A 21,222-nucleotide genomic window follows, 5' to 3' on the forward strand; every position below is an offset into this window, starting at 1 on the left:
CATGTATGAATTATTAAAGACTGAGGGCCGTGCAAAACGAGGTGTGCTGCATACGGTGCATGGAGATATCCAGACACCGGTGTTTATGAATGTTGGAACAGCGGCAGCGATTAAAGGTGCTGTATCAACAGAAGATCTTGAACAGATTAAGACACAGGTGCAGCTTTCAAACACATATCATCTTCATGTGAGACCGGGAGATGAGATTGTAAAGAAGATGGGCGGTCTGCATAAGTTCATGTCATGGGATAAACCGATACTGACGGACTCCGGTGGATTTCAGGTGTTTTCGCTTGCCGGACTTCGTAAGATTAAAGAAGAAGGCGTGACCTTCCATTCACATGTGGATGGACGCAAGATTTTTATGGGACCGGAAGAGAGCATGCAGATTCAGTCGAATCTTGGCTCTACGATTGCGATGGCATTTGATGAATGTCCACCGGCACTTGCCGAGCGGGATTATGTTATGCGTTCCGTAGAAAGGACAACGCGCTGGTTAAAACGATGTAAATTGGAAATGGCGCGGTTGAATCAATTAGAAGATACGGTAAATCCACACCAGCTTTTGTTTGGAATCAATCAGGGAGCTATCTATGCGGATATTCGAATCGAACATGCAAAGCAGATTGCGGATATGGAACTTCCGGGATATGCGGTGGGAGGCCTTGCAGTAGGGGAGTCTCATGAGCAGATGTATTATATTTTAGAAGAAGTGGTTCCTTATCTGCCGAAAAACAAACCGACGTATCTGATGGGCGTTGGAACACCGGCCAATATTCTAGAGGCGGTGGAGAGAGGTGTTGACTTTTTTGATTGCGTATATCCAAGTCGTAACGGACGTCATGGACATGTCTATACCAATAATGGCAAATTAAATCTTTTCAACAAAAAGTTTGAACTTGATGCAAGGCCGATAGAAGAAGGCTGTGGATGTCCGGCCTGCCGAAGATATTCAAGGGCTTATATCCGGCATTTGCTTAAGGCGAAAGAGATGCTGGGTATGCGCCTGTGCGTACTTCATAATTTGTATTTTTATAATACAATGATGGAGGAGATACGCGCGGCATTGGACGAGGGCAGATTTGCGGAGTATAAGAAACAAAAACTTGACCAAATGCAATCAGATGTGTAAAATATAGAACTGTTAGAAAAACTATAAGAGATTGATAGGTATTAGGAGGATAATAGAATGTTTTCATCGTTATTAGCATCAACTACGTCGGGCGGTAGCTCGTATACAATGATTATTTGGATTGTGGTACTATTTGTTATCATCTGGTTTATGATGCTTAGACCACAGAAGAAACAGGAAAAGCTAAAAAAAGCAATGCTTGAGACAATGGAAACCGGAGACACTGTATTAACAAACAGTGGATTCTACGGAACTTTGATAGATGTATCTGATGATACTGTAATCGTAGAATTTGGTAACAACAAAAACTGTCGTATCCCAATGCAAAAGAGTGCAATTGCAGAGGTTGAAAAAGCTTCTGAAGCAGTCGCAGATGATACAACAGAAGAAAAGTAAGAACAGTCTTTAGAGCCGTTGCTTTTATGCAGCGGCTTTATTTGCGTAACAAGTACTGTAGTAATTTTGTTGAAATATCTTATTAGATAGGCTATAGTATAAAAGATTAAGACCCAAAATGGGTGAAGTGTATGAAAGGTAAGAAAAGATGGAATTTCATGTTGGAGTTATTTCCGGAGATGGAATCGGTCCGGAGATTGTAAGAGAAGCAAAGAAGGTTCTTGACCAGGTTGGTAAGAAATATGGTCATACATTTAACTATGAAGAAATTTTGATGGGAGGCATCTCCATCGACACACATGGTGTTCCGCTGACAGATGAAGCAATTGCACAGGCTAAGGCATGCGATGCGGTATTGATGGGATCAATCGGTGGAAATACAGCAACCTCACCATGGTATCAATTGCCGGCAGAGAAAAGACCGGAGGCAGGACTTTTAAAACTGAGAAAGGCACTTAATTTATTTGCCAATTTACGTCCGGCTTATTTATATAATGAGCTTCGTGAGGCGTGTCCGCTTAAGGATGATATCATCGGCGACGGATTTGATATGGCAATTATGAGAGAATTGACCGGTGGTCTTTATTTTGGAGAACGAGAGACCAAAGAAGTGGATGGAATTTTAGTTGCGACAGATACGCTTACATATTCAGAGACAGAAATTAAGAGAATCGCAATTAAGGCTTTTGAATCTGCAATGAAGAGAAGAAAGAAAGTAACAAGTGTTGATAAAGCCAATGTCTTAGATTCGTCAAGACTTTGGAGAGGCGTTGTGGATGAGGTTGCGCAGGATTATCCTGAAGTGACCTATGAGCATATGCTGGTTGATAATGCGGCTATGCAGCTTGTAAAAGATCCTAGACAGTTCGATGTGATTTTGACGGAGAACATGTTTGGAGATATATTGTCAGATGAAGCAAGTATGGTAACAGGTTCTATTGGAATGCTTTCGTCGGCAAGCTTTAATGATACGAAGTTTGGTTTGTATGAGCCAAGTGGTGGTTCGGCACCGGATATTGCAGGTAAGGGAATTGCGAATCCTATTGCAACCATTTTGAGTGCAGCCATGATGCTTCGTTTCTCCTTTGACCTTGATCAGGAAGCAGATGCAGTTGAAGCAGCTGTAAAGCAGGTGTTAAAGGATAACTATCGTACGATAGATATCATGCCACAGCATGAAGCAGATCGTGCGACGGTACAACAGGTTGGGACTGCACAGATGGGAGACCTCATTGCACAGCGAATCTGATTAAGACGACAATAGTATTGGAAAAGATATAACAACAACAAAGGAAGGTAAAGAAATGAGAAGTGATAATGTAACAAAAGGGATGCAGCAGGCACCTCACAGATCCTTGTTTAATGCATTAGGGTTTACAAAAGAAGAACTGGATAAGCCAATGGTAGGTATTGTAAGTTCTTATAACGAGATTGTACCGGGTCATATGAATCTGGATAAGATTGTAGATGCCGTTAAGATGGGTGTTGCAGAAGCAGGCGGAGTTCCTGTAGTATTTCCGGCAATTGCAGTATGTGATGGTATTGCAATGGGACATGTAGGAATGAAATATTCTCTTGTAACTAGAGATTTGATTGCTGATTCTACAGAGTGTATGGCTCTTGCGCATCAGTTTGACGCACTTGTTATGGTGCCAAACTGTGATAAGAATGTGCCGGGACTTTTGATGGCTGCAGCAAGATTGAATGTGCCAACTGTATTTGTCAGTGGTGGTCCGATGCTTGCAGGTCATGTTAACGGCCAGAAGAGATCTCTTTCTTCTATGTTTGAGGCAGTTGGTTCCTATGCAGCCGGCAAGATGACAGAAGAAGATGTAGAAGAGTTCGAAAATCATGTATGTCCGACTTGCGGTTCATGTTCCGGTATGTATACAGCCAATTCTATGAACTGTCTGACAGAGGCACTTGGTATGGGTCTTCGCGGAAATGGAACAATTCCGGCAGTTTATTCTGAGAGAATTCGTCTTGCAAAACATGCAGGTATGGCGGTTATGGATTTGTATCGTAAGAACATTCGTCCGCTTGATATTATGACAAAAGATGCAATTTTAAATGCTTTAACAATGGATATGGCACTTGGTTGCTCTACAAACTCAATGCTTCATCTTCCGGCAATTGCGCATGAAGTAGGATTTGATTTTGATATCTCATTTGCAAATGAAATTTCAGAAAAGACACCAAACCTATGTCATTTGGCACCGGCAGGTCCGACTTACATGGAAGACTTAAATGAGGCCGGCGGAGTATATGCGGTAATGGCAGAACTTGCTAAGAAAGATCTGTTAAATCTTGACTGTATGACGGCAACCGGTAAGACAGTCGGAGAAAATATTAAGGGCGTTGTAAATAAGAATCCGGAAGTTATTCGTCCGATTGACAATCCTTATTCACAGACCGGTGGACTTGCAGTATTAAAGGGTAATCTCGCTCCTGACGGCGGTGTTGTAAAACGTTCCGCAGTGGTAGAAGAAATGATGGTTCATGAAGGACCGGCTCGCGTATTTGACTGCGAAGAAGATGCGATTACTGCAATTAAAGGTGGCAAGATTGTGGAAGGCGATGTTGTTGTCATCCGCTATGAAGGACCTAAGGGTGGCCCTGGTATGAGAGAAATGCTCAATCCGACATCAGCAATTGTTGGTATGGGACTTGGCTCATCTGTAGCATTGATTACAGACGGACGTTTCTCAGGAGCAAGCCGCGGAGCTGCAATTGGTCATGTATCTCCGGAAGCAGCAGTAGGTGGACCAATTGCATTGGTTGAAGAAGGCGATATCATTAAGATTAATATCCCGGCTATGACACTTCAGGTAGATGTATCAGATGAAGAAATGGCTAAGAGAAAGGCTGCTTGGAAGCCAAGAAAGCCAAGAGTAACAGAAGGTTATCTTGCTCGTTATCAGGAAATGGTAACTTCAGGAAGTACAGGAGCAATCTTAAAGACACCTTCTTTTGAATAAAAGATATTACAACATACCAAATCTGCCCATAGTGGCAGATGTGGGTGTGTATTAAAGGAGACATTAAGAATATGCAACTGACAGGCGCGCAAATAGTAATAGAGTGTTTGAAAGAGCAAGGCGTAGATACGGTATTTGGATATCCCGGCGGAGCGATTTTAAATCTCTATGATGAATTGTATAAACACAGCAGTGAAATTCGGCATGTGTTAACATCTCATGAACAGGGAGCTGCACATGCGGCAGATGGTTATGCCAGAAGCACCGGTAAAGTAGGCGTATGCCTGGCAACATCCGGTCCGGGAGCAACCAATTTGGTTACCGGTATTGCAACCGCTTATATGGATTCTGTTCCGATGGTGGCAATTACTTGTAATGTCGGGGTGAGTTTGCTAGGAAAGGATTCTTTTCAGGAAATTGATATCACAGGAATCACGATGCCGATTACAAAGCACAATTTCATCGTGAAGAATGTGGAGGATTTGGCAGCAACCATGAGACGGGCTTTTATGATTGCGCAGACCGGAAGACCAGGTCCGGTTCTTGTAGATATTCCAAAAGATGTAACGGCGAATAAGACAAAGTTCGTATCGACCGTGATTCGAAAACCGCTTCGTGTGGCAGATACGATATTACCAAAAGACTTAGAGGATGCAGCTTTGTTGATTGAAAAAGCGCAAAAACCAATTGTCTTTGTCGGCGGTGGCGGTGTGATTTCAGATGCCAGTGAAGAGATTGCGAAGTTTGTATCGCTGGTGGATGCACCGGTATGCGATACCTTGATGGGAAAAGGTGCCTATGATGGTACGAAAAGTAATTATACCGGTATGCTTGGTATGCATGGAACGAAAACTTCTAATCTTGCAGTGCAGCAGTGTGATTTGCTGATTGTTATCGGAGCAAGGTTTTCAGATCGTGTATTTGGTAATGCGGCATCTTTTGCAAGTAATGCAAAGATTCTTCAGATTGATGTTGATCCGGCAGAAATCAATAAGAATATCAAGATTGACAGTGAAATCATTGGAGATATCAAGGAAGTGCTGCTTCGCTTAAATCAAATCGTAAAGCAGCAAGAACATAAAGAATGGATGCAGCATATTCTGGAAATGAAAGAGACTTACCCATTAAGTGATCCAAGTGATGGATTATCAGGACCACAGGTAGTGGAAACGATTTTTGAAATGACAAATGGTGAGGCTATTATTTCCACGGAGGTGGGACAACACCAGATGTGGGCAGCGCAATTTTATAACTATAAACAGCCAAGAACGTTCCTGACATCCGGAGGACTCGGAACAATGGGATATGGATTGGGCGCCTCGATTGGAGCGCAGATTGCGAATCCTGATAAACAGGTGATTAATATTGCCGGTGATGGTTGTTTTCGTATGAATATGAATGAAATTGCAACAGCAGTTAGAGAACAGCTTCCACTGATTCAGGTCGTGATTAATAATCATGTACTGGGTATGGTAAGGCAATGGCAATCGTTGTTTTACGGACAGCGTTATTCGCACACGATTCTAAATGATTCGGTTGACTTTGTTAAACTTTCTGAAGCAATGGGTGCGGATGCAGAAAGAGCAACGACGATTGACGAATTTAAAGAGATATTTAAGAAGGCACTCGCGTCTAAGACGCCTTATGTAATAGAATGTGTTATTGATAGTGATGATAAGGTATGGCCGATGGTAGCACCGGGTAAGCCGATTGACGAAGTAATGAGTGCTGATGATTAGAAGTAACATCATATTATAAAAAAAGAAATGTAACAATGTAGGAGGAAGAAAGAAATGGGAAGAGTGTATAACTTTTCAGCAGGTCCGGCAGTTTTACCGGAAGAAGTATTAAAAGAAGCACAGGAAGAATTAATGGATTACAGAGGATGTGGAATGTCCGTAATGGAAATGTCACACCGCTCTAAGATGTTTGATCAGATTATCAAAGAAGCAGAAGCTGATATCCGTGACGTTATGGGAATTCCGGATAATTACAAGGTATTATTCCTTCAAGGCGGAGCAACTTTAGTATTTTCCATGATTCCAATGAATCTGTCTATGCATAAGAATAAAGTTGCTGATTATATCGTAACAGGTAACTGGGGAAAGAAAGCATTCCAGGAAGCCGGAAGATTTATCACAGCAAATAAGATTGCATCATCAGAAGATAAGACATTTACATATATCCCGGATCTTTCAGATCTGCCTGTTACAGACAATGCAGATTATGTATACATCTGCCAGAATGAGACAGTATACGGAACAACAATTAGAACATTACCGAATACAAAAGGCAAGCCATTAGTAGCTGATGTGTCTTCTATGTTCTTATCAGAGCCTATGGATGTTAGCAAATATGGTGTTATTTACGGTGGAGTTCAAAAGAATGTTGGACCTGCAGGTCTTGCAATTGCAATTGTTCGTGAAGATCTGATTCCACAGGAAGATCTTGCAGATGTACCGGTATATCTTCAGTTTAAGACACATGCAGATGCTAATTCTTTATATAACACACCAAACTGCTGGGATATTTATATGTGCGGCAAGGTATTTAAGTGGCTCAAGAATATGGGCGGTCTTGAAGAAATGCAAAGAAGAAATATTGAAAAGGCTAAGATCCTTTATGATTATATTGATCAGTCTGATATGTTTACAGGAACAGTACGTAAGGAAGACCGTTCTGTTATGAACGTTCCATTCGTAACTACAGCAGGAGATAAGGACTTAGAGGCTAAGTTTGTTGCAGAATCACAGGCAGCCGGAATGGAGAACTTAAAAGGACACAGAAGTGTTGGTGGTATGCGTGCAAGTATCTACAATGCTATGCCAAAGGCCGGTGTTGAAAAGCTTGTTGATTTCATGGCTGAATTTGAAAAGAAATATAAATAAGAGAAAGGAAGTACTAAGGTAATGTATAAGTACGCGTGTTTGAATCCAATCGCAGCAGTAGGTCTTGACGGCTTTGATGCTGCTTATGAAAAAACAGAAGATGTAAATGAGGCACAGGCAATCCTGGTACGTAGTGCGGCAATGCATGATATGGATCTTCCGGAAAGTCTTGAAGTTGTTGCTCGTGCAGGTGCAGGTGTAAACAATATTCCGTTGGATAAATGTGCACAAAAAGGTGTTGTTGTATTTAACACACCGGGAGCAAATGCAAATGGTGTTAAGGAGCTTGTTCTTACAGGTATGCTTCTTGCATCTCGTGGTATCGTAGACGGTATTAACTGGGTAACAGAAAATAAGACCGATGCTGATCTTGCAAAGAAAGCTGAGAAGCAGAAAAAACAGTATGCAGGTACTGAGATTCTTGGTAAGAAGCTTGGTGTAATCGGACTTGGAGCAATCGGTGTTCAGGTTGCAAACTCTGCAATCAAGCTTGGAATGGAAGTAGTTGGATATGACCCATATCTGTCAGTTCCGGCAGCACTTCATCTGTCAGGAAAAGCAACCATCGTAAAAGATCCGGCAGAAATTTATAAAAACTGTGATTTTATCACAATTCATGTACCGCTTATGGATGCTACAAGGGGTATGGTGAATGCAGAAGCGATTGCTTCAATGAAGGAAAATGCGGTTGTACTTAACTTCTCACGTGATGCGTTGGTAGAAGAAGAAGCAATCGTAAAGGCGTTAAAAGACGGTAAGATTCGTCGTTATGTATGCGATTTTCCGAACCCAACAACTGCAGGTCAGGAAGGTTGTATCGTACTTCCGCATCTTGGTGCTTCTACAGCAGAGTCTGAAGACAACTGTGCAATTATGGCAGTTAAGGAAATTCGTGATTATCTTGAAAATGGTAATATCACCAATTCCGTAAACTATCCAAACTGCAATCTTGGAGTATGTGCAAGTGCCGGAAGAATTGCGGTTCTTCATAAGAATGTAAAGGGAAGTATCGGTAAATTCACAGCGGTATTTGGTGATGCCGATATCAATATTGCCAATATGTCAAATGCATCTAAGGGAGATTATGCATACACATTATTGGATCTTGATAGTCCTGCTACACAGGAAGTTGCAGACAAATTAGCTGCAATTGAGACCGTATTTAAAGTACGTGTAATTAAATAATTAATGTTCGAAATTATAAATTATATAGGACGCGTGAAGGGAGGAGTGTTACAAAGACACTCCTTTCCTGTTACATAGATAAGCGTCTATGAGAGATAGGAGGAGAAGACTATGGCAATAATCAAACCATTTCCGGCAATCCGCCCAAATGTGAAAGAGGCGGAGCAGATTGCCGCTTTACCATATGATGTGTATAACAGACAAGAAGCGAAAGAGGTTGTAAAGGGGAATCCACTTTCTTTTTTAAATATCGATCGTCCGGAGACGCAGTTTTCAGATGAGCAGGATATGTATGCAGATGAAGTATATGCAAAAGCCCATGATATGTTCTGGGATATGGTAACAGAAGGTCATTATGTAAAGGATGAAAAGCCTTGTTATTACCTTTATGAATTGACGATGGATGGACGTGCACAGACGGGGCTGGTAGCATGTGCATCGATTGATGATTATCAAAATGAAGTAATCAAAAAGCATGAAAACACACGAGCAGAAAAGGAAAAAGACAGAATTCGTCATGTAGACACCGTAGGTGCGCAGACGGGACCAATCTTTCTTGCATATCGTGCAATAGATGAGATTAATAAGCTTGTGGATAAGATAAAAACGAAAAATGCCGTAAATGATTTTGTCTCAGATGATGGCATTCGTCACAGAGTCTGGGTGATAGATGAGGCTGCGGATCTTACAACCATCGAAGAAGCTTTTGCAAAGGTTGGCGAGATCTATATTGCAGATGGTCATCACAGATGTGCATCAGCAGTAAAGGTTGGATTGAAAAGACGCGAAGCAAATCCTAAATATAACGGAGAGGAGCCATTTAACTATTTTCTGTCGGTGCTATTCCCGGATCGGGAACTTATGATTATGGACTATAACCGCGTGGTAAAAGATCTAAATGGATTAAGTCCGAGAGAATACCTCGAACAAGTCAAACAACTATTTACCGTATCCGAATATAAGAAAGAAAAGCCGCAGGATAAAGGACGTGTATCTATGTATCTTGAGGGAAAATGGTATGACCTTGTCCTTCCGAAATCTGAAGAAGGAGTCAATCCGGTAGAGGCTATGGATGTGTCAAAACTGCAGAAACTCCTTTTAGAGCCGGTTCTTGGAATTAAAGATCCAAAGACCGATGAAAGAATTGATTTTGTAGGAGGAATTCGAGGCCTTGATGAACTTGAAAGAAGATGTAAGACGGATTGTAAGGTAGCATTTGCCATGTATCCGACTTCAATTTCTGAATTGTTTGCCGTTGCAGATGCATCGCTTTTGATGCCGCCAAAATCAACCTGGTTCGAACCAAAGCTTCGAAGCGGATTGTTCATTCATGAGATTTAACTCAGTCGGAGTACAAGCTCCGACTGAGTTAAACGCTCCGCGAGGATGCGCACGGATTCGGACAGGAATTTGTCTGCTGAAGCAGACCCGAATCCGGCGCGCAAGACTCGCGAGCGAGTCTTGACACATTGGAATTCGAAATAAGAACTTAGGAGTGGAAGGAAAGTATTATGTGGAAGATGTTTTTGTCCTCAGATGCCACACAAACAATTGATACGAGTGAATTGGCAGAAGGAATTGACCTTAGCAAATTCGGTTTATCAAGCATACAAAACTGGTTTGCCCAAAATTCACAGGGAATTGTTAACTTTATTGTAAAAATTATAATTGCGATTATTATTATTTTGATTGCAATAAGAGTGATTCGATTTGTTCGTAAATTGTTTCGCAAAGCTATGGAAAAAGCAGGTTTTGAAAAGGGTGTCATTCAGTTCCTCGATTCGACAATAAAGATTATTCTTTATATTATTTTGTTCCTGGCGGTGATTAACCAGTTTGGCGTTCAGACGACTTCGATTGTTGCAATTTTAGGTAGTGCAGGTCTTACTATTGGTCTTGCATTGCAAGGTTCGCTTTCTAATTTTGCAGGAGGCGTTTTGATACTTGTTCTCAAACCATTTAAGGTTGGCGATTATATTGTAGAAGATACACATGGAAATGAAGGATTTGTAAAAGAAATTACGATTTTCTATACGAAGCTTACAACGGTGGATCATCGGACGGTTGTAGTACCTAATGGAACACTTGCGAATACGTCACTTACCAATGTAACGCATCAGGATGAAAGACAGCTGGATTTAAGCGTTGGAATATCTTATAATGCGGATCTTCGCTACGCAAAAGAAGTTATCAAAGAAGTTGCAGAAGGCATTGAAGGACGAATCAAGGAAAAAGAGGTTGTCATATTTGTAAAAGAACTTGCGGCATCAAGCGTGGATATTGGGATTCGCGTGTGGATACCGGCGGATGATTATTGGACCATAAGGTGGCAGTTGTTAGAAGATATAAAACTGGCACTTGACGATCACAACATTGATATTCCATATCAGCAGGTTGATGTAACGATAAAGCAATAAATGATGCTTGTATGCGATAATAAAAATCGTTATAATAGATAAGATTAGAGGGATGAAAGAAAGGATATTAACATGAGTAATATGAGTCATTTGGACAAGCTTGAAGCAGAAGCTGTCTATATCATGAGAGAAGTTGCAGCAAAGTGTGAAAAGCCGGTTATGTTATATTCCATCGGTAAAGATTCATCAGTAATGCTGCATTTGGCTATGAAGGCTTTTTATCCGGAGAAACCACCATTTCCGTTCTTACATGTAAATACGACATGGAAATTTAAAGAAATGATTGAGTTTCGCGATAAGACGGCGCAGAAACTTGGAATAGAAATGCTTGAATATATTAATCAGGATGGTGTGGATCAAGGGATCAATCCTTTCGATCATGGAAGCGCATATACGGATATTATGAAGACACAAGCATTAAAACAGGCATTGGCAAAGTATGGTTTTACGGCAGCCTTCGGTGGCGGACGCCGAGACGAAGAAAAGTCAAGAGCAAAAGAGCGTATTTTCTCGTTTAGAAATGCGGAACAGGCCTGGGATCCTAAGAACCAAAGACCGGAGATGTGGGAACTGTTTAACACAGACATTCGGCAGGGGGAAAGTGTTCGTGTGTTCCCGATTTCGAATTGGACAGAGAAGGATATCTGGCAATATATCAAACAGGAAAATATCGATATTGTACCGCTGTATTTTGCGGCAGAAAGACCGGTTGTGGAACGAGACGGCAACTTGATTATGGTTGACGATGACAGAATGCGCCTTAAAGAAGGTGAAGAACCGGAAATGAAGATGGTGAGATTCAGAACGCTTGGTTGTTACCCGCTTACCGGTGCGGTAGAATCAACAGCAGATACGATTGATGAAGTAATTGCAGAGACTCTTTCAGCAGTAGAATCTGAAAGAACAAGCCGTGTGATTGATTCGGACGGTGGAGCAGCAAGTATGGAAAAGAGAAAGCGGGAAGGATATTTTTAATATGAACGGATTACTTAGATTTATTACCTGCGGTAGTGTGGATGATGGAAAGTCTACATTAATCGGGCATATGTTATATGATGCGAAATTGATATTTGCGGATCAAAAAGAAGCTCTTGAATTGGATTCTAAAGTTGGATCAAGAGGCGGCAAGATTGACTATTCCCTTTTGCTTGACGGACTCGAAGCAGAAAGAGAGCAGGGAATCACGATTGACGTTGCATACCGTTATTTTACAACGGATAACCGAAGCTTTATCGTAGCAGATACTCCGGGACATGAAGAATATACAAGAAATATGGCAGTGGGTGCATCTTATGCAGAACTGGCTGTTATTTTGGTTGATGCATCTCAGGGGGTATTGGTTCAGACAAGACGTCATGCGAGAATCTGTTCTCTGGTCGGTATCCGTCATTTTGTGTTTGCTGTAAATAAGATGGACCTTGTGAATTTCTCACGAGAGACATTTAAGAAGATAGAAAAGCAAATCAAGGTATTGATGGCAGAGTTTGAATATGAATCTTTGCAGATTATTCCGGTATCCGCTACAGAAGGAGACAATGTAACCAAGAAGGGAACCGCCATGCCTTGGTATAATGGCGAGTCGCTTTTGACTTATCTGGAAAATGTAGATGTGTCAGAAGAAGATAGTGAGTCCGGATTTACCATGAATGTGCAACGAGTGTGTCGTCCGGATCATACATTTAGAGGATTCCAGGGACAGATAGCAAGCGGAAGCATTTCGGTGGGCGATGAAATCATCGTGGAGCCTTCCGGAGAAAAAGCGCATGTAAAGTCTATCTATAACGTGGACAAAGAAGTTGAGACATTAGATAAAGGTCATGCAGCAACCATTCAGCTAGACAAGGAAATAGATATTTCAAGAGGCTGCGTACTGAAAAAAGATGCACAGGTACATGTTGCGAATATGTTTACGGCAACATTGCTTTGGATGGATGATACACCTTTAGTGGAAGGTAAGAATTATAATTTGATGATCGGAACACAGGAAATTCCTGCAACGGTCATGAAAATCAAATGTAAGATTGATGTCAACAGTGGTGATGAAGTAGCGGCTAAGACAATTTATAAAAATGAGATTGCACGCTGCGATATCGCGATCTCGAATAAGATTGCCTTTGCAGAATTCTCCTATAATAAAAAACTCGGTTCTTTGATTATGATTGACCGAATCAGTAATATGACCTGCGCGGCAGGAGTTGTGAACCATTCGTTGAACCGAGGAGAGAATCTCACCTGGCATGGTATGGATATTACACGTGCATTTAGAGAAAACCACATGGATCAAAAGGCATATACTTTGTGGTTTACCGGATTATCCGGTTCCGGAAAGTCGACTTTGGCCAATGAAGTGGAAAAACGATTGGCAACCATGGGCAAATATACGATGTTGCTAGATGGTGACAATGTTCGAATGGGACTCAATAAGAATCTTGGATTTAAGCAGGAAGACAGAATTGAGAATATTCGAAGAATTGCAGAAGTATCTAAGCTTATGAATGATGCAGGCTTAATCGTCCTTAGCAGTTTCATTTCACCATATATTTCCGATCGTGAAAATGCCAAGGAAATCATTGGTGACAGCTTTATTGAAATTTACGTCAGCACACCGCTTGAAGAGTGTGAACGAAGAGATGTCAAAGGCTTATATGCATCAGCAAGAGCCGGAAAGATTTCGAACTTTACCGGAATCAGCAGTCCGTATGAGGAACCGCAAAATCCGGATATCGAAATCGATACGAGCAAATATTCCGTTGATGAATGTGCCGATTTTGTGGTAGAAAAATTAATGGAAATCATGGAAAAATAATATAGGTATAACCAAATAGTTTTTTGCTTTGTTATTTTCACTGTGCTACATTTATATTCGTTATACAGCATTTTATGTAGGAGGATTTATATGTTGAGAGGAACGGTGAAATGGTTTAATGCAAAGAAAGGTTATGGTTTTATCACCGATGAGGCCGGAGAAGATGTGTTTGTTCACTTCTCGGCATTAAACATGGACGGGTACAAAGAACTGAAGGACGGAGAAGCTGTTGAGTATGATGTAATAGATGGAGAAAAGGGACTTCAGGCAACGAATGTATCACGAGTTATGAACTAATTGATTGTGACTAGAATAATAAAGTGTAAGGAGTTTGTGATGACATCATGCGCAAGCTCAGAAGGGCTTTGATATAACATCAAGATAATCCCGCATCACGAATTTTGTGGTGCGGGATTTTTGCGTCAGTTGGAAACTCTTTTTTAAACTGTGAAAACAGTGTTGAATACCTAAAAGGTATGCTATAATGAAAAAGATTTCACGCTATGATTAAGGAGAGGGTTAGATGCTAGAACAACTTAATGCATATGAATTGGTTACAAAAGAATATTTGCAGGATATTAAGGCGGATGGTTATATTTTGCGCCATAAAAAGACGAAGGCTAGAATCTGTGTGATATCCAATGATGACACTAACAAGGTTTTTACAATTGGATTTCGTACGCCGCCGACAGATGAGACGGGCGTTCCCCATATTATAGAACATTCAGTATTATGCGGTTCCCGGAAATATCCGGTAAAGGATCCATTTATTGAATTGGTAAAGGGTTCATTAAATACATTTCTAAATGCAATGACCTATTCGGATAAGACGGTGTATCCGGTGGCAAGCTATAACGATCAAGATTTTCAAAATCTTATGGATGTATATCTCAATGCCGTATTTTATCCAAATGTTCTTGAGGATGAACGACTGTTTCGGCAGGAAGGATGGCATTATGAAGTCGATGACGAAGGAAAGCTTTTTGTAAACGGAGTTGTTTACAACGAGATGAAAGGAGCATATTCGTCGCCGGAAGAAATTGTAAATAAAAAGATTTATGAGACATTGTTCCCGGATAATGCATATTCAAAGGATTCAGGCGGTAATCCGGAGCACATTGCAGATCTTACTTATGAGGATTATCTTGCATTTTATAAGAAGTTTTATCATCCGAGCAATTCCTTTATCTACCTATATGGAGATATGGATATTGAAGAGAAGCTTAATTGGATGGACGAAGAGTATCTGTCGAAGTTTGATTATCTAGAAGTCGATTCGCAGATTCCGTATCAAAAGCCATCGGATAAAGTTATCGAGACGGAAGTATCCTTTGGGATCTCAGAGGAGGAAGACGAAGAAAATAAAAACTATTTAACCTACAATGCGGTTGTGGCAGATAGCCTTGATCCTAATTTGTATCTGGCATTTGGCGTGCTAAGATATGTGCTGATATCAGCACCGGGAGCACCACTGAAAAAAGCGATGTTGGATGCGGGAATTGGAAAGTCAATTGTTGGTTCTTATGATGGTGGAATCAAGCAACCGGTATTTTCCATAATGGCGGCGGATGCCAAGCTATCTCAAAAAGAAGAATTTTTGCGTATTATAAAGGAAGTTTTAACCGAGCAGGTTCAAAATGGTTTGAATCAAAAAGCGCTTCGTGCAGCGATTGATGCGGATGAGTTTAAGTATCGAGAGGCAGATTATTATACATATCCAAATGGCTTAATCTGGGGGCTTACGATATTCGACAGTTGGCTATATGATGATGAAAAGCCGCTGGTTCATATGCATGGAATAGAGGTTTATGAATATCTTCGCGACCAAATCGATAAGGGATACTTTGAAGAATTGATTTCAAAATATCTGCTTAATAATACGCATGCCTGCGTTGTGATAGGAAAGGCGCAAAAAGGATATAACGAACGCCGTGAAAAGAAACAGCTTGAGAAAATGAAGCAGTTTCAAGAATCTTTATCTGAAGAAGAAATGAAAGAGATTGTTTTAAAAGCGGCTGAACTGAAACATTTTCAAGAGACACCGGATGATCCTAAGCAGTTAGAGCGCATTCCGCTTTTGAAAAGAGAAGACTTGAATAAAAAGACATTGCCATTTCGCAATGACCTAAGACAACTTCGCAATACCTCCCTTTTGCATCATGATTATGAAACAAGAGGCATTATATATTTCAAATACGTATTTGATATTTCGGACATGTCAGAAGAGACGATATCTTACCTGGCTCTTTTAGAGAGTATTATGGGAATGGTAGATACCGAGAATTATTCCTATGATGATTTGACGAATGAAATTAATCTTCGTATGGGTGGCAGTTCCTATAGCTTACAGGTGTATCCGGATTTTGAACAAGACGGCGAATATCGAATAACATTTGAAATCGGCATGAAGTGTCTGGCAGAGAAGTTTGAAACGGCAAATGAATTGCTTGAGGAGATGATGTTGACTTCTCGTGTGGATGATGAGAATCGTTTACGGCAAATTATTCGCACCAAGAGAACTTCTATGCAAGGCGCGCTTGGACGCGCCGGTAATTCGGCGGCATCCATTCGAATTGGTTCTTATATTACGGAGGAAGGCGGACTTCGAGATCATGCTATGGGAATCGGATTCTATCACTTTATCGAAGATCTGGAAATGCATTTTGATGAGCGCCTGCAAAAGATTCAGGAAGGAATGAGAAATGCACTGCACCAAATATTATTAAGTGATGCGTTTGTGAGTGTAACCTGTGATGCAAAAGAGCTGGATATGATTGCGAAGACGGCAGAGCGTTTTATCGACCGAAAAGCACAGGGGATTACAACAAAACGTGAACATGCTACGCGTCATCTTAAAAAGGAAATCAAGAGCGAAGGCTTTAAGATGGCATCACAGATTCAATATGTTGGACAGGGCGGCAATTTCAAGCAAGCCGGATTCGAACATAATGGATATCTTAGTTTGGTCAAGAATATCTTGAATTATGATTATCTGTGGAATGAGGTACGAGTTCTTGGAGGGGCATATGGATGCAGCTGTACGCTATTAAGAAACGGTAGATTTATCGTTACTTCTTATCGCGATCCGAAATTAACGGAGACGTTAGAAACATATAAGCATATGGCAGATTATATTAGAACATTTGACGCATCTGAGCGTGATATGACAAAATATATTATTGGTGTAATCGGGGAAAAAGATGCTCCGCTTACCCCGATGATGAAGGGCGAGCGTTCACTTGCGGCGTACCTAACACATCTTACGGAGGATGCGTTACAAAAAGAGCGCGAAGAGTTATTGAAAGCGCAACCGGAGGATGTGCGTGCACAGGCACAGCTTCTTGACGCTGTAATCAAGCAAGGATATATCTGTGCAATCGGAAATGAACAAAAGATTTCACAAGAGCAGGCAATATTTGACAAATCAGAGCATTTGTTCCACTAGGGAAGGGTTATTTTCATGAAAGAGGAGTTTAAATCAGGGTTTGCGTCTCTTATCGGACGCCCTAATGTTGGCAAATCAACACTTATGAATCAGTTGATTGGACAAAAGATTGCAATTACGTCGAAAAAGCCACAGACGACGAGAAATCGTATTCAGACAGTCTATACGGATAGCAAGATCGGGCAGGTTGTGTTTGTAGATACCCCGGGGATTCATAAAGCAAAGAATAAGCTTGGGGAATATATGGTAAATGTAGCGGAACGCAGCCTCAATGATGTAGATGTTGTATTGTGGCTTGTGGAGCCGACTACTTATATTGGTGCCGGTGAACAGCATATCGTGGAAGAATTAAAGAAAGTTACGACACCTGTTATTTTGGTGGTAAATAAGCTTGATACGGTATCAAAGGAAGAGTTGATTGAAGCTATTGATACGTATCGCAAGGAATATGATTTTGCAGAGGTAGTTCCGGTCAGTGCATTGCATGGAAAGAATACGGATGTTTTGATGGAACAGATTTTCAAATATCTGCCATATGGTCCTATGTTTTATGATGAGGATACCGTTACCGACCAGACGCAGCGATCTATTGTTGCTGAGATTGTTCGGGAAAAGGCGCTTCATGCGTTAGATGAGGAAGTGCCGCATGGAATCGCGGTAGCCATCGATCAGATGAAGTATCGGGCGAAAAGCAAGATCTATGATATTGATGCTACGATTGTATGCGAAAGAAGTTCGCACAAGGGAATCATCATTGGAAAAGGCGGTAGTATGCTTAAGAAGATCGGTACCAATGCGCGATACGAGATTGAACGTATGTTGGATTGCAAAGTCAATCTTAAATTATGGGTAAAAGTAAAAAAAGATTGGCGAGACAGTGATTTTTTGCTTAAGAACTTTGGTTATAAAGAGGAATAAACATGGATAACGCAAATGTTGTGACAGGAATCGTTCTTCGAGCAATGCCGGTGGGAGAATCGGACAAGCGTATAACGATTCTGACAAAGGAATATGGTAAGATTTCAGCATTTGCGCGTGGAGCAAGAAGACCAAAAAGTCCGTTGATTGCTGCGGCGGAGCCATTTGCGTTTGGTCAGTTTGAGCTATATATGGGAAGAACATCGAACAGTGTGCAAAAGGCGAAGATTCATAACTATTTTCGAACACTGACGGAGGATTTTGATACTTCTTGCTACGGTTTTTATGTTCTAGAAGTCGCAGACTATTATTGTGCAGAGTACGCGGCGGATATAGAAATGCTGACGCTGCTTTATCAAACGCTTCGGGCCTTAGAAAGCGGGAAGTTTGATAAAGTGCTGATTCGTGCAATCTTTGAATGGAAGACGTTGGTCCTTGCGGGCGTGTATCCGGACTTGTTTCATTGCCTGTCATGTGGGAAGGAAGAGCAGTTAAGTTATATTGATTTTACAAAGAACGGAATCTATTGCCGGGAATGCGGTGTAGGCATGCAGGCAAAGGAATTGGATGAATCGTGCATCTATGCTCTTCAATATGTGGTCTCAACACCGGCAAAGAGTCTCTATTCATTTCGGTTAACGGATACGGTTTTACGACAGTTTGCGCGGACAGTTCGCACATTGTTTCACAAATACACAAATCACAAGTTCAATTCGGCTCAATTTCTAGATTGAAAATGCTATGGGCACATAGTATAATAGATAAGATTGTTGTGCTTTACAAAGTACAGTTATTAGGAGGAAGAATCCGATGAAGAAAATCTTCATAACGCTCGCACTTGCAGGAGTTATGACAGGTATGCTTTGTGCATGCTCAAGCAGTGCGTCTGCAGATGTTACTTCGATAGAAGTATCCAAAGATGGTGAGATCAACAATATTATTAAAGAAGAATTTACGGAAGATTATTATAGTGAAGATGACTTAAAGTCTTTTATTGATGAGCAGGTTGAGACCTATACCTCAGAGCATGAAAGTGCGAAGATCGATGTGGGAAGCATTTCCTATGATGAGGAGTCCGGAATTCTTACCGCTAAGCTTACATTTGGCAGTTATGAAGATTATGCGGGATTTAATTCTGTGACTTTATATGCAGCCAGTGTGATTCAGGCTATGGCTGACGGATATTCCTTTGATGAAGATTTTTATGATATCAATTCCGTAGCAGAAGCTGAGACGGAAGCGGATAGCTCGGCATCCGACAGTTTGTCAACTCAAGAGGAGACGAATTATGCTTCGGTTGATGCGGATACGATTAAGTCGGATTCGGATTTGAAAGTTGTGATTACCAATGAGCGCCTTGCAGTAAAGGTGAAGGGGGATATCTTATATGTCTCAGATCCAACTGCTAAAGTGCTTGATGATGATATGGTAGAGCTGCCGGATTCGGAAGCATATGAGACAGGAGCAGAAACTCCGCTTGTTTATATTGTATATAAATAGTAGAAAGTAGGTAATAAATGATGGAAAAGACAATGGAAAAAATCGTTGCGCTTGCAAAAGCGAGAGGTTTCGTATATCCGGGTTCTGAAATCTATGGTGGTCTTGCTAACACTTGGGATTACGGTAATCTTGGTGTGGAACTCAAAAACAATGTAAAGAAAGCCTGGTGGCAGAAGTTCATTCAGGAGAATAAATATAATGTCGGAGTAGACTGCGCAATTCTTATGAATCCACAGACTTGGATTGCTTCTGGTCATCTTGGAAGCTTTTCCGATCCGCTTATGGATTGTAAGGAATGTCATGAACGTTTTCGTGCAGACAAGATTATTGAAGATTATGCGCAGGAAAAGGCGATTACATTAGACGGTAGTGTGGATGGATGGTCTCAGGAAATGATGAAGGATTTCATTGAAGAACATGCAGTTCCATGTCCATCTTGCGGAAAGCATAATTTTACAGATATTCGTTCCTTTAACCTGATGTTTAAGACATTTCAGGGTGTTACAGAAGATGCCAAAAATACCGTATATCTTCGTCCGGAGACAGCGCAGGGTATCTTTGTGAATTTCAAGAATGTACAAAGAACATCCCGTAAGAAGATTCCATTTGGAATTGGCCAGATTGGTAAATCATTCCGTAACGAGATTACACCTGGCAACTTTACATTCCGTACGCGTGAATTTGAGCAGATGGAGCTAGAATTCTTCTGCGAGCCGGATACAGACCTTGAGTGGTTTGAATACTGGAGAAGCTTTTGTATTAATTGGCTGAAGAGTCTTGGTATGAAAGAAGAAGAGATGCGTGTGCGTGACCATGATAAAGAAGAACTTTCTTTCTATTCAAAGGCTACGACGGATATTGAATATCTCTTCCCGTTTGGTTGGGGCGAGCTTTGGGGAATTGCCGATCGTACAGACTATGATTTGACACAGCATCAAAATGTTTCAGGAGAGGACTTGCAGTATTTTGATGATGAAAAGAAAGAAAAATATATTCCATATGTAATCGAGCCTTCCCTTGGTGCTGACAGAGTGGTTCTTGCGTTCTTGTGCAGTGCTTATGATGAGGAAAATATCGGAACAGAGGAGAAGCCGGATATGAGAACCGTACTCCATTTCCATCCGGCATTGGCACCGGTTAAGATTGGTGTGCTTCCACTTTCAAAGAAATTAAACGAAGGTGCAGAAAAAGTATTTGAGCAGTTATGCAAGAAATACAACTGCGAATATGATGACCGTGGTAATATCGGTAAGAGATATCGTCGTCAAGATGAAATCGGAACTCCGTTCTGTGTGACGTATGATTTTGATTCGGAAGAAGATCATGCAGTTACGGTTCGAGATCGTGATACGATGCAGCAGGAAAGAATTAAAATCGAAGACTTAGATGCATATTTTGCAGACAAGTTCACATTCTAAATAATATGGACAAAGGATGATTTCCTTTGTCCATATTTTTGTTGAAATAGATAGATGGTTTGTGGTGTCGGCCGGATTGGACTTTAAAAAGTGCACAAATTTCGTTTGTTTTATACGGCTAATATGGTAGAATGTAATC

Annotated in this window: 17 protein-coding genes; all 17 read left to right on the forward strand. The window is 41.0% G+C overall.

Annotated elements, in window-relative coordinates:
• The first annotated feature begins 1 nt into the window (after position 1).
• The 17 genes from tgt (at position 2) to BLS20_RS05060 (ending at position 21,083) form a co-directional block, all read left to right on the forward strand.
• Entirely contained in the window at positions 2-1,132 is a 1,131-nt protein-coding gene (gene tgt / locus BLS20_RS04980) for a tRNA guanosine(34) transglycosylase Tgt (RefSeq protein ID WP_090172870.1), read from the forward strand.
• Between the two features lie 57 nt (positions 1,133-1,189).
• Complete coding sequence (gene yajC / locus BLS20_RS04985) at positions 1,190-1,528, forward strand: preprotein translocase subunit YajC (protein WP_090172872.1); 339 nt, start codon at positions 1,190-1,192, stop codon at positions 1,526-1,528.
• 148 nt (positions 1,529-1,676) lie between these two features.
• Positions 1,677-2,777 carry a 3-isopropylmalate dehydrogenase gene (leuB, locus tag BLS20_RS04990; RefSeq protein ID WP_090172873.1) on the forward strand — a complete coding sequence of 367 codons (1,101 nt, stop codon included), beginning with the start codon at positions 1,677-1,679 and terminating at the stop codon, positions 2,775-2,777.
• Between the two features lie 55 nt (positions 2,778-2,832).
• On the forward strand, positions 2,833-4,506 hold the full coding sequence (ilvD, locus tag BLS20_RS04995; protein WP_090172875.1) for a dihydroxy-acid dehydratase: 1,674 nt from the start codon (positions 2,833-2,835) through the stop codon (positions 4,504-4,506).
• 71 nt (positions 4,507-4,577) lie between these two features.
• Positions 4,578-6,245 carry a biosynthetic-type acetolactate synthase large subunit gene (gene ilvB, locus BLS20_RS05000; protein WP_090172878.1) on the forward strand — a complete coding sequence of 556 codons (1,668 nt, stop codon included), beginning with the start codon at positions 4,578-4,580 and terminating at the stop codon, positions 6,243-6,245.
• 54 nt (positions 6,246-6,299) lie between these two features.
• Positions 6,300-7,394, forward strand: a complete 1,095-nt coding sequence (serC, locus tag BLS20_RS05005; RefSeq protein ID WP_090172879.1) for a 3-phosphoserine/phosphohydroxythreonine transaminase — start codon at positions 6,300-6,302, stop codon at positions 7,392-7,394.
• A gap of 21 nt (positions 7,395-7,415) precedes the next feature.
• Positions 7,416-8,579 (forward strand): phosphoglycerate dehydrogenase, encoded by a 1,164-nt coding sequence (locus tag BLS20_RS05010; RefSeq protein ID WP_090172881.1) that lies wholly within the window; start codon positions 7,416-7,418, stop codon positions 8,577-8,579.
• A gap of 111 nt (positions 8,580-8,690) precedes the next feature.
• Complete coding sequence (locus tag BLS20_RS05015; RefSeq protein ID WP_090172883.1) at positions 8,691-9,920, forward strand: DUF1015 domain-containing protein; 1,230 nt, start codon at positions 8,691-8,693, stop codon at positions 9,918-9,920.
• Positions 9,921-10,090: 170 nt separating this feature from the next.
• Positions 10,091-10,996: a mechanosensitive ion channel family protein gene (locus BLS20_RS05020; RefSeq protein ID WP_242870531.1), complete on the forward strand. Its 906-nt coding sequence runs from the start codon at positions 10,091-10,093 to the stop codon at positions 10,994-10,996.
• A gap of 72 nt (positions 10,997-11,068) precedes the next feature.
• Complete coding sequence (gene cysD / locus BLS20_RS05025) at positions 11,069-11,971, forward strand: sulfate adenylyltransferase subunit CysD (protein ID WP_090172885.1); 903 nt, start codon at positions 11,069-11,071, stop codon at positions 11,969-11,971.
• Position 11,972: 1 nt separating this feature from the next.
• On the forward strand, positions 11,973-13,802 hold the full coding sequence (gene cysC, locus BLS20_RS05030) for an adenylyl-sulfate kinase (protein WP_090172886.1): 1,830 nt from the start codon (positions 11,973-11,975) through the stop codon (positions 13,800-13,802).
• Between the two features lie 90 nt (positions 13,803-13,892).
• Positions 13,893-14,099 carry a cold-shock protein gene (locus tag BLS20_RS05035; protein WP_090172888.1) on the forward strand — a complete coding sequence of 69 codons (207 nt, stop codon included), beginning with the start codon at positions 13,893-13,895 and terminating at the stop codon, positions 14,097-14,099.
• 226 nt (positions 14,100-14,325) lie between these two features.
• Positions 14,326-17,247 (forward strand): insulinase family protein, encoded by a 2,922-nt coding sequence (locus BLS20_RS05040; protein WP_090172891.1) that lies wholly within the window; start codon positions 14,326-14,328, stop codon positions 17,245-17,247.
• Between the two features lie 15 nt (positions 17,248-17,262).
• Positions 17,263-18,165: a GTPase Era gene (gene era, locus BLS20_RS05045; protein ID WP_090172893.1), complete on the forward strand. Its 903-nt coding sequence runs from the start codon at positions 17,263-17,265 to the stop codon at positions 18,163-18,165.
• A 2-nt stretch (positions 18,166-18,167) separates the two neighbouring features.
• Entirely contained in the window at positions 18,168-18,899 is a 732-nt protein-coding gene (recO, locus tag BLS20_RS05050; RefSeq protein WP_090172895.1) for a DNA repair protein RecO, read from the forward strand.
• 76 nt (positions 18,900-18,975) lie between these two features.
• Positions 18,976-19,665, forward strand: a complete 690-nt coding sequence (locus tag BLS20_RS05055; protein WP_090172897.1) for a hypothetical protein — start codon at positions 18,976-18,978, stop codon at positions 19,663-19,665.
• 20 nt (positions 19,666-19,685) lie between these two features.
• A complete protein-coding gene (locus BLS20_RS05060) occupies positions 19,686-21,083 on the forward strand; it encodes a glycine--tRNA ligase (RefSeq protein ID WP_090172969.1) in 1,398 nt (465 codons plus the stop codon).
• Positions 21,084-21,222: the final 139 nt, after the last annotated feature.

Origin of the sequence: Eubacterium oxidoreducens, from assembly GCF_900104415.1 — a bacterium.
GTDB classification, from domain to species: Bacteria; Bacillota; Clostridia; order Lachnospirales; family Lachnospiraceae; genus Eubacterium_C; species Eubacterium_C oxidoreducens.

Coding starts and splice junctions, on each gene's coding strand:
- BLS20_RS05015 (WP_090172883.1), top strand. CDS start 8,691: ATGGCAATAATCAAACCATTTCCGGCAATCCGCCCAAATGTGAAAGAG.
- leuB (WP_090172873.1), top strand. CDS start 1,677: ATGGAATTTCATGTTGGAGTTATTTCCGGAGATGGAATCGGTCCGGAG.
- cysC (WP_090172886.1), top strand. CDS start 11,973: ATGAACGGATTACTTAGATTTATTACCTGCGGTAGTGTGGATGATGGA.
- serC (WP_090172879.1), top strand. CDS start 6,300: ATGGGAAGAGTGTATAACTTTTCAGCAGGTCCGGCAGTTTTACCGGAA.
- yajC (WP_090172872.1), top strand. CDS start 1,190: ATGTTTTCATCGTTATTAGCATCAACTACGTCGGGCGGTAGCTCGTAT.
- ilvD (WP_090172875.1), top strand. CDS start 2,833: ATGAGAAGTGATAATGTAACAAAAGGGATGCAGCAGGCACCTCACAGA.
- BLS20_RS05040 (WP_090172891.1), top strand. CDS start 14,326: ATGCTAGAACAACTTAATGCATATGAATTGGTTACAAAAGAATATTTG.
- ilvB (WP_090172878.1), top strand. CDS start 4,578: ATGCAACTGACAGGCGCGCAAATAGTAATAGAGTGTTTGAAAGAGCAA.
- recO (WP_090172895.1), top strand. CDS start 18,168: ATGGATAACGCAAATGTTGTGACAGGAATCGTTCTTCGAGCAATGCCG.
- BLS20_RS05020 (WP_242870531.1), top strand. CDS start 10,091: ATGTGGAAGATGTTTTTGTCCTCAGATGCCACACAAACAATTGATACG.
- tgt (WP_090172870.1), top strand. CDS start 2: ATGTATGAATTATTAAAGACTGAGGGCCGTGCAAAACGAGGTGTGCTG.
- cysD (WP_090172885.1), top strand. CDS start 11,069: ATGAGTAATATGAGTCATTTGGACAAGCTTGAAGCAGAAGCTGTCTAT.
- BLS20_RS05060 (WP_090172969.1), top strand. CDS start 19,686: ATGGAAAAGACAATGGAAAAAATCGTTGCGCTTGCAAAAGCGAGAGGT.
- BLS20_RS05010 (WP_090172881.1), top strand. CDS start 7,416: ATGTATAAGTACGCGTGTTTGAATCCAATCGCAGCAGTAGGTCTTGAC.
- BLS20_RS05035 (WP_090172888.1), top strand. CDS start 13,893: ATGTTGAGAGGAACGGTGAAATGGTTTAATGCAAAGAAAGGTTATGGT.
- era (WP_090172893.1), top strand. CDS start 17,263: ATGAAAGAGGAGTTTAAATCAGGGTTTGCGTCTCTTATCGGACGCCCT.
- BLS20_RS05055 (WP_090172897.1), top strand. CDS start 18,976: ATGAAGAAAATCTTCATAACGCTCGCACTTGCAGGAGTTATGACAGGT.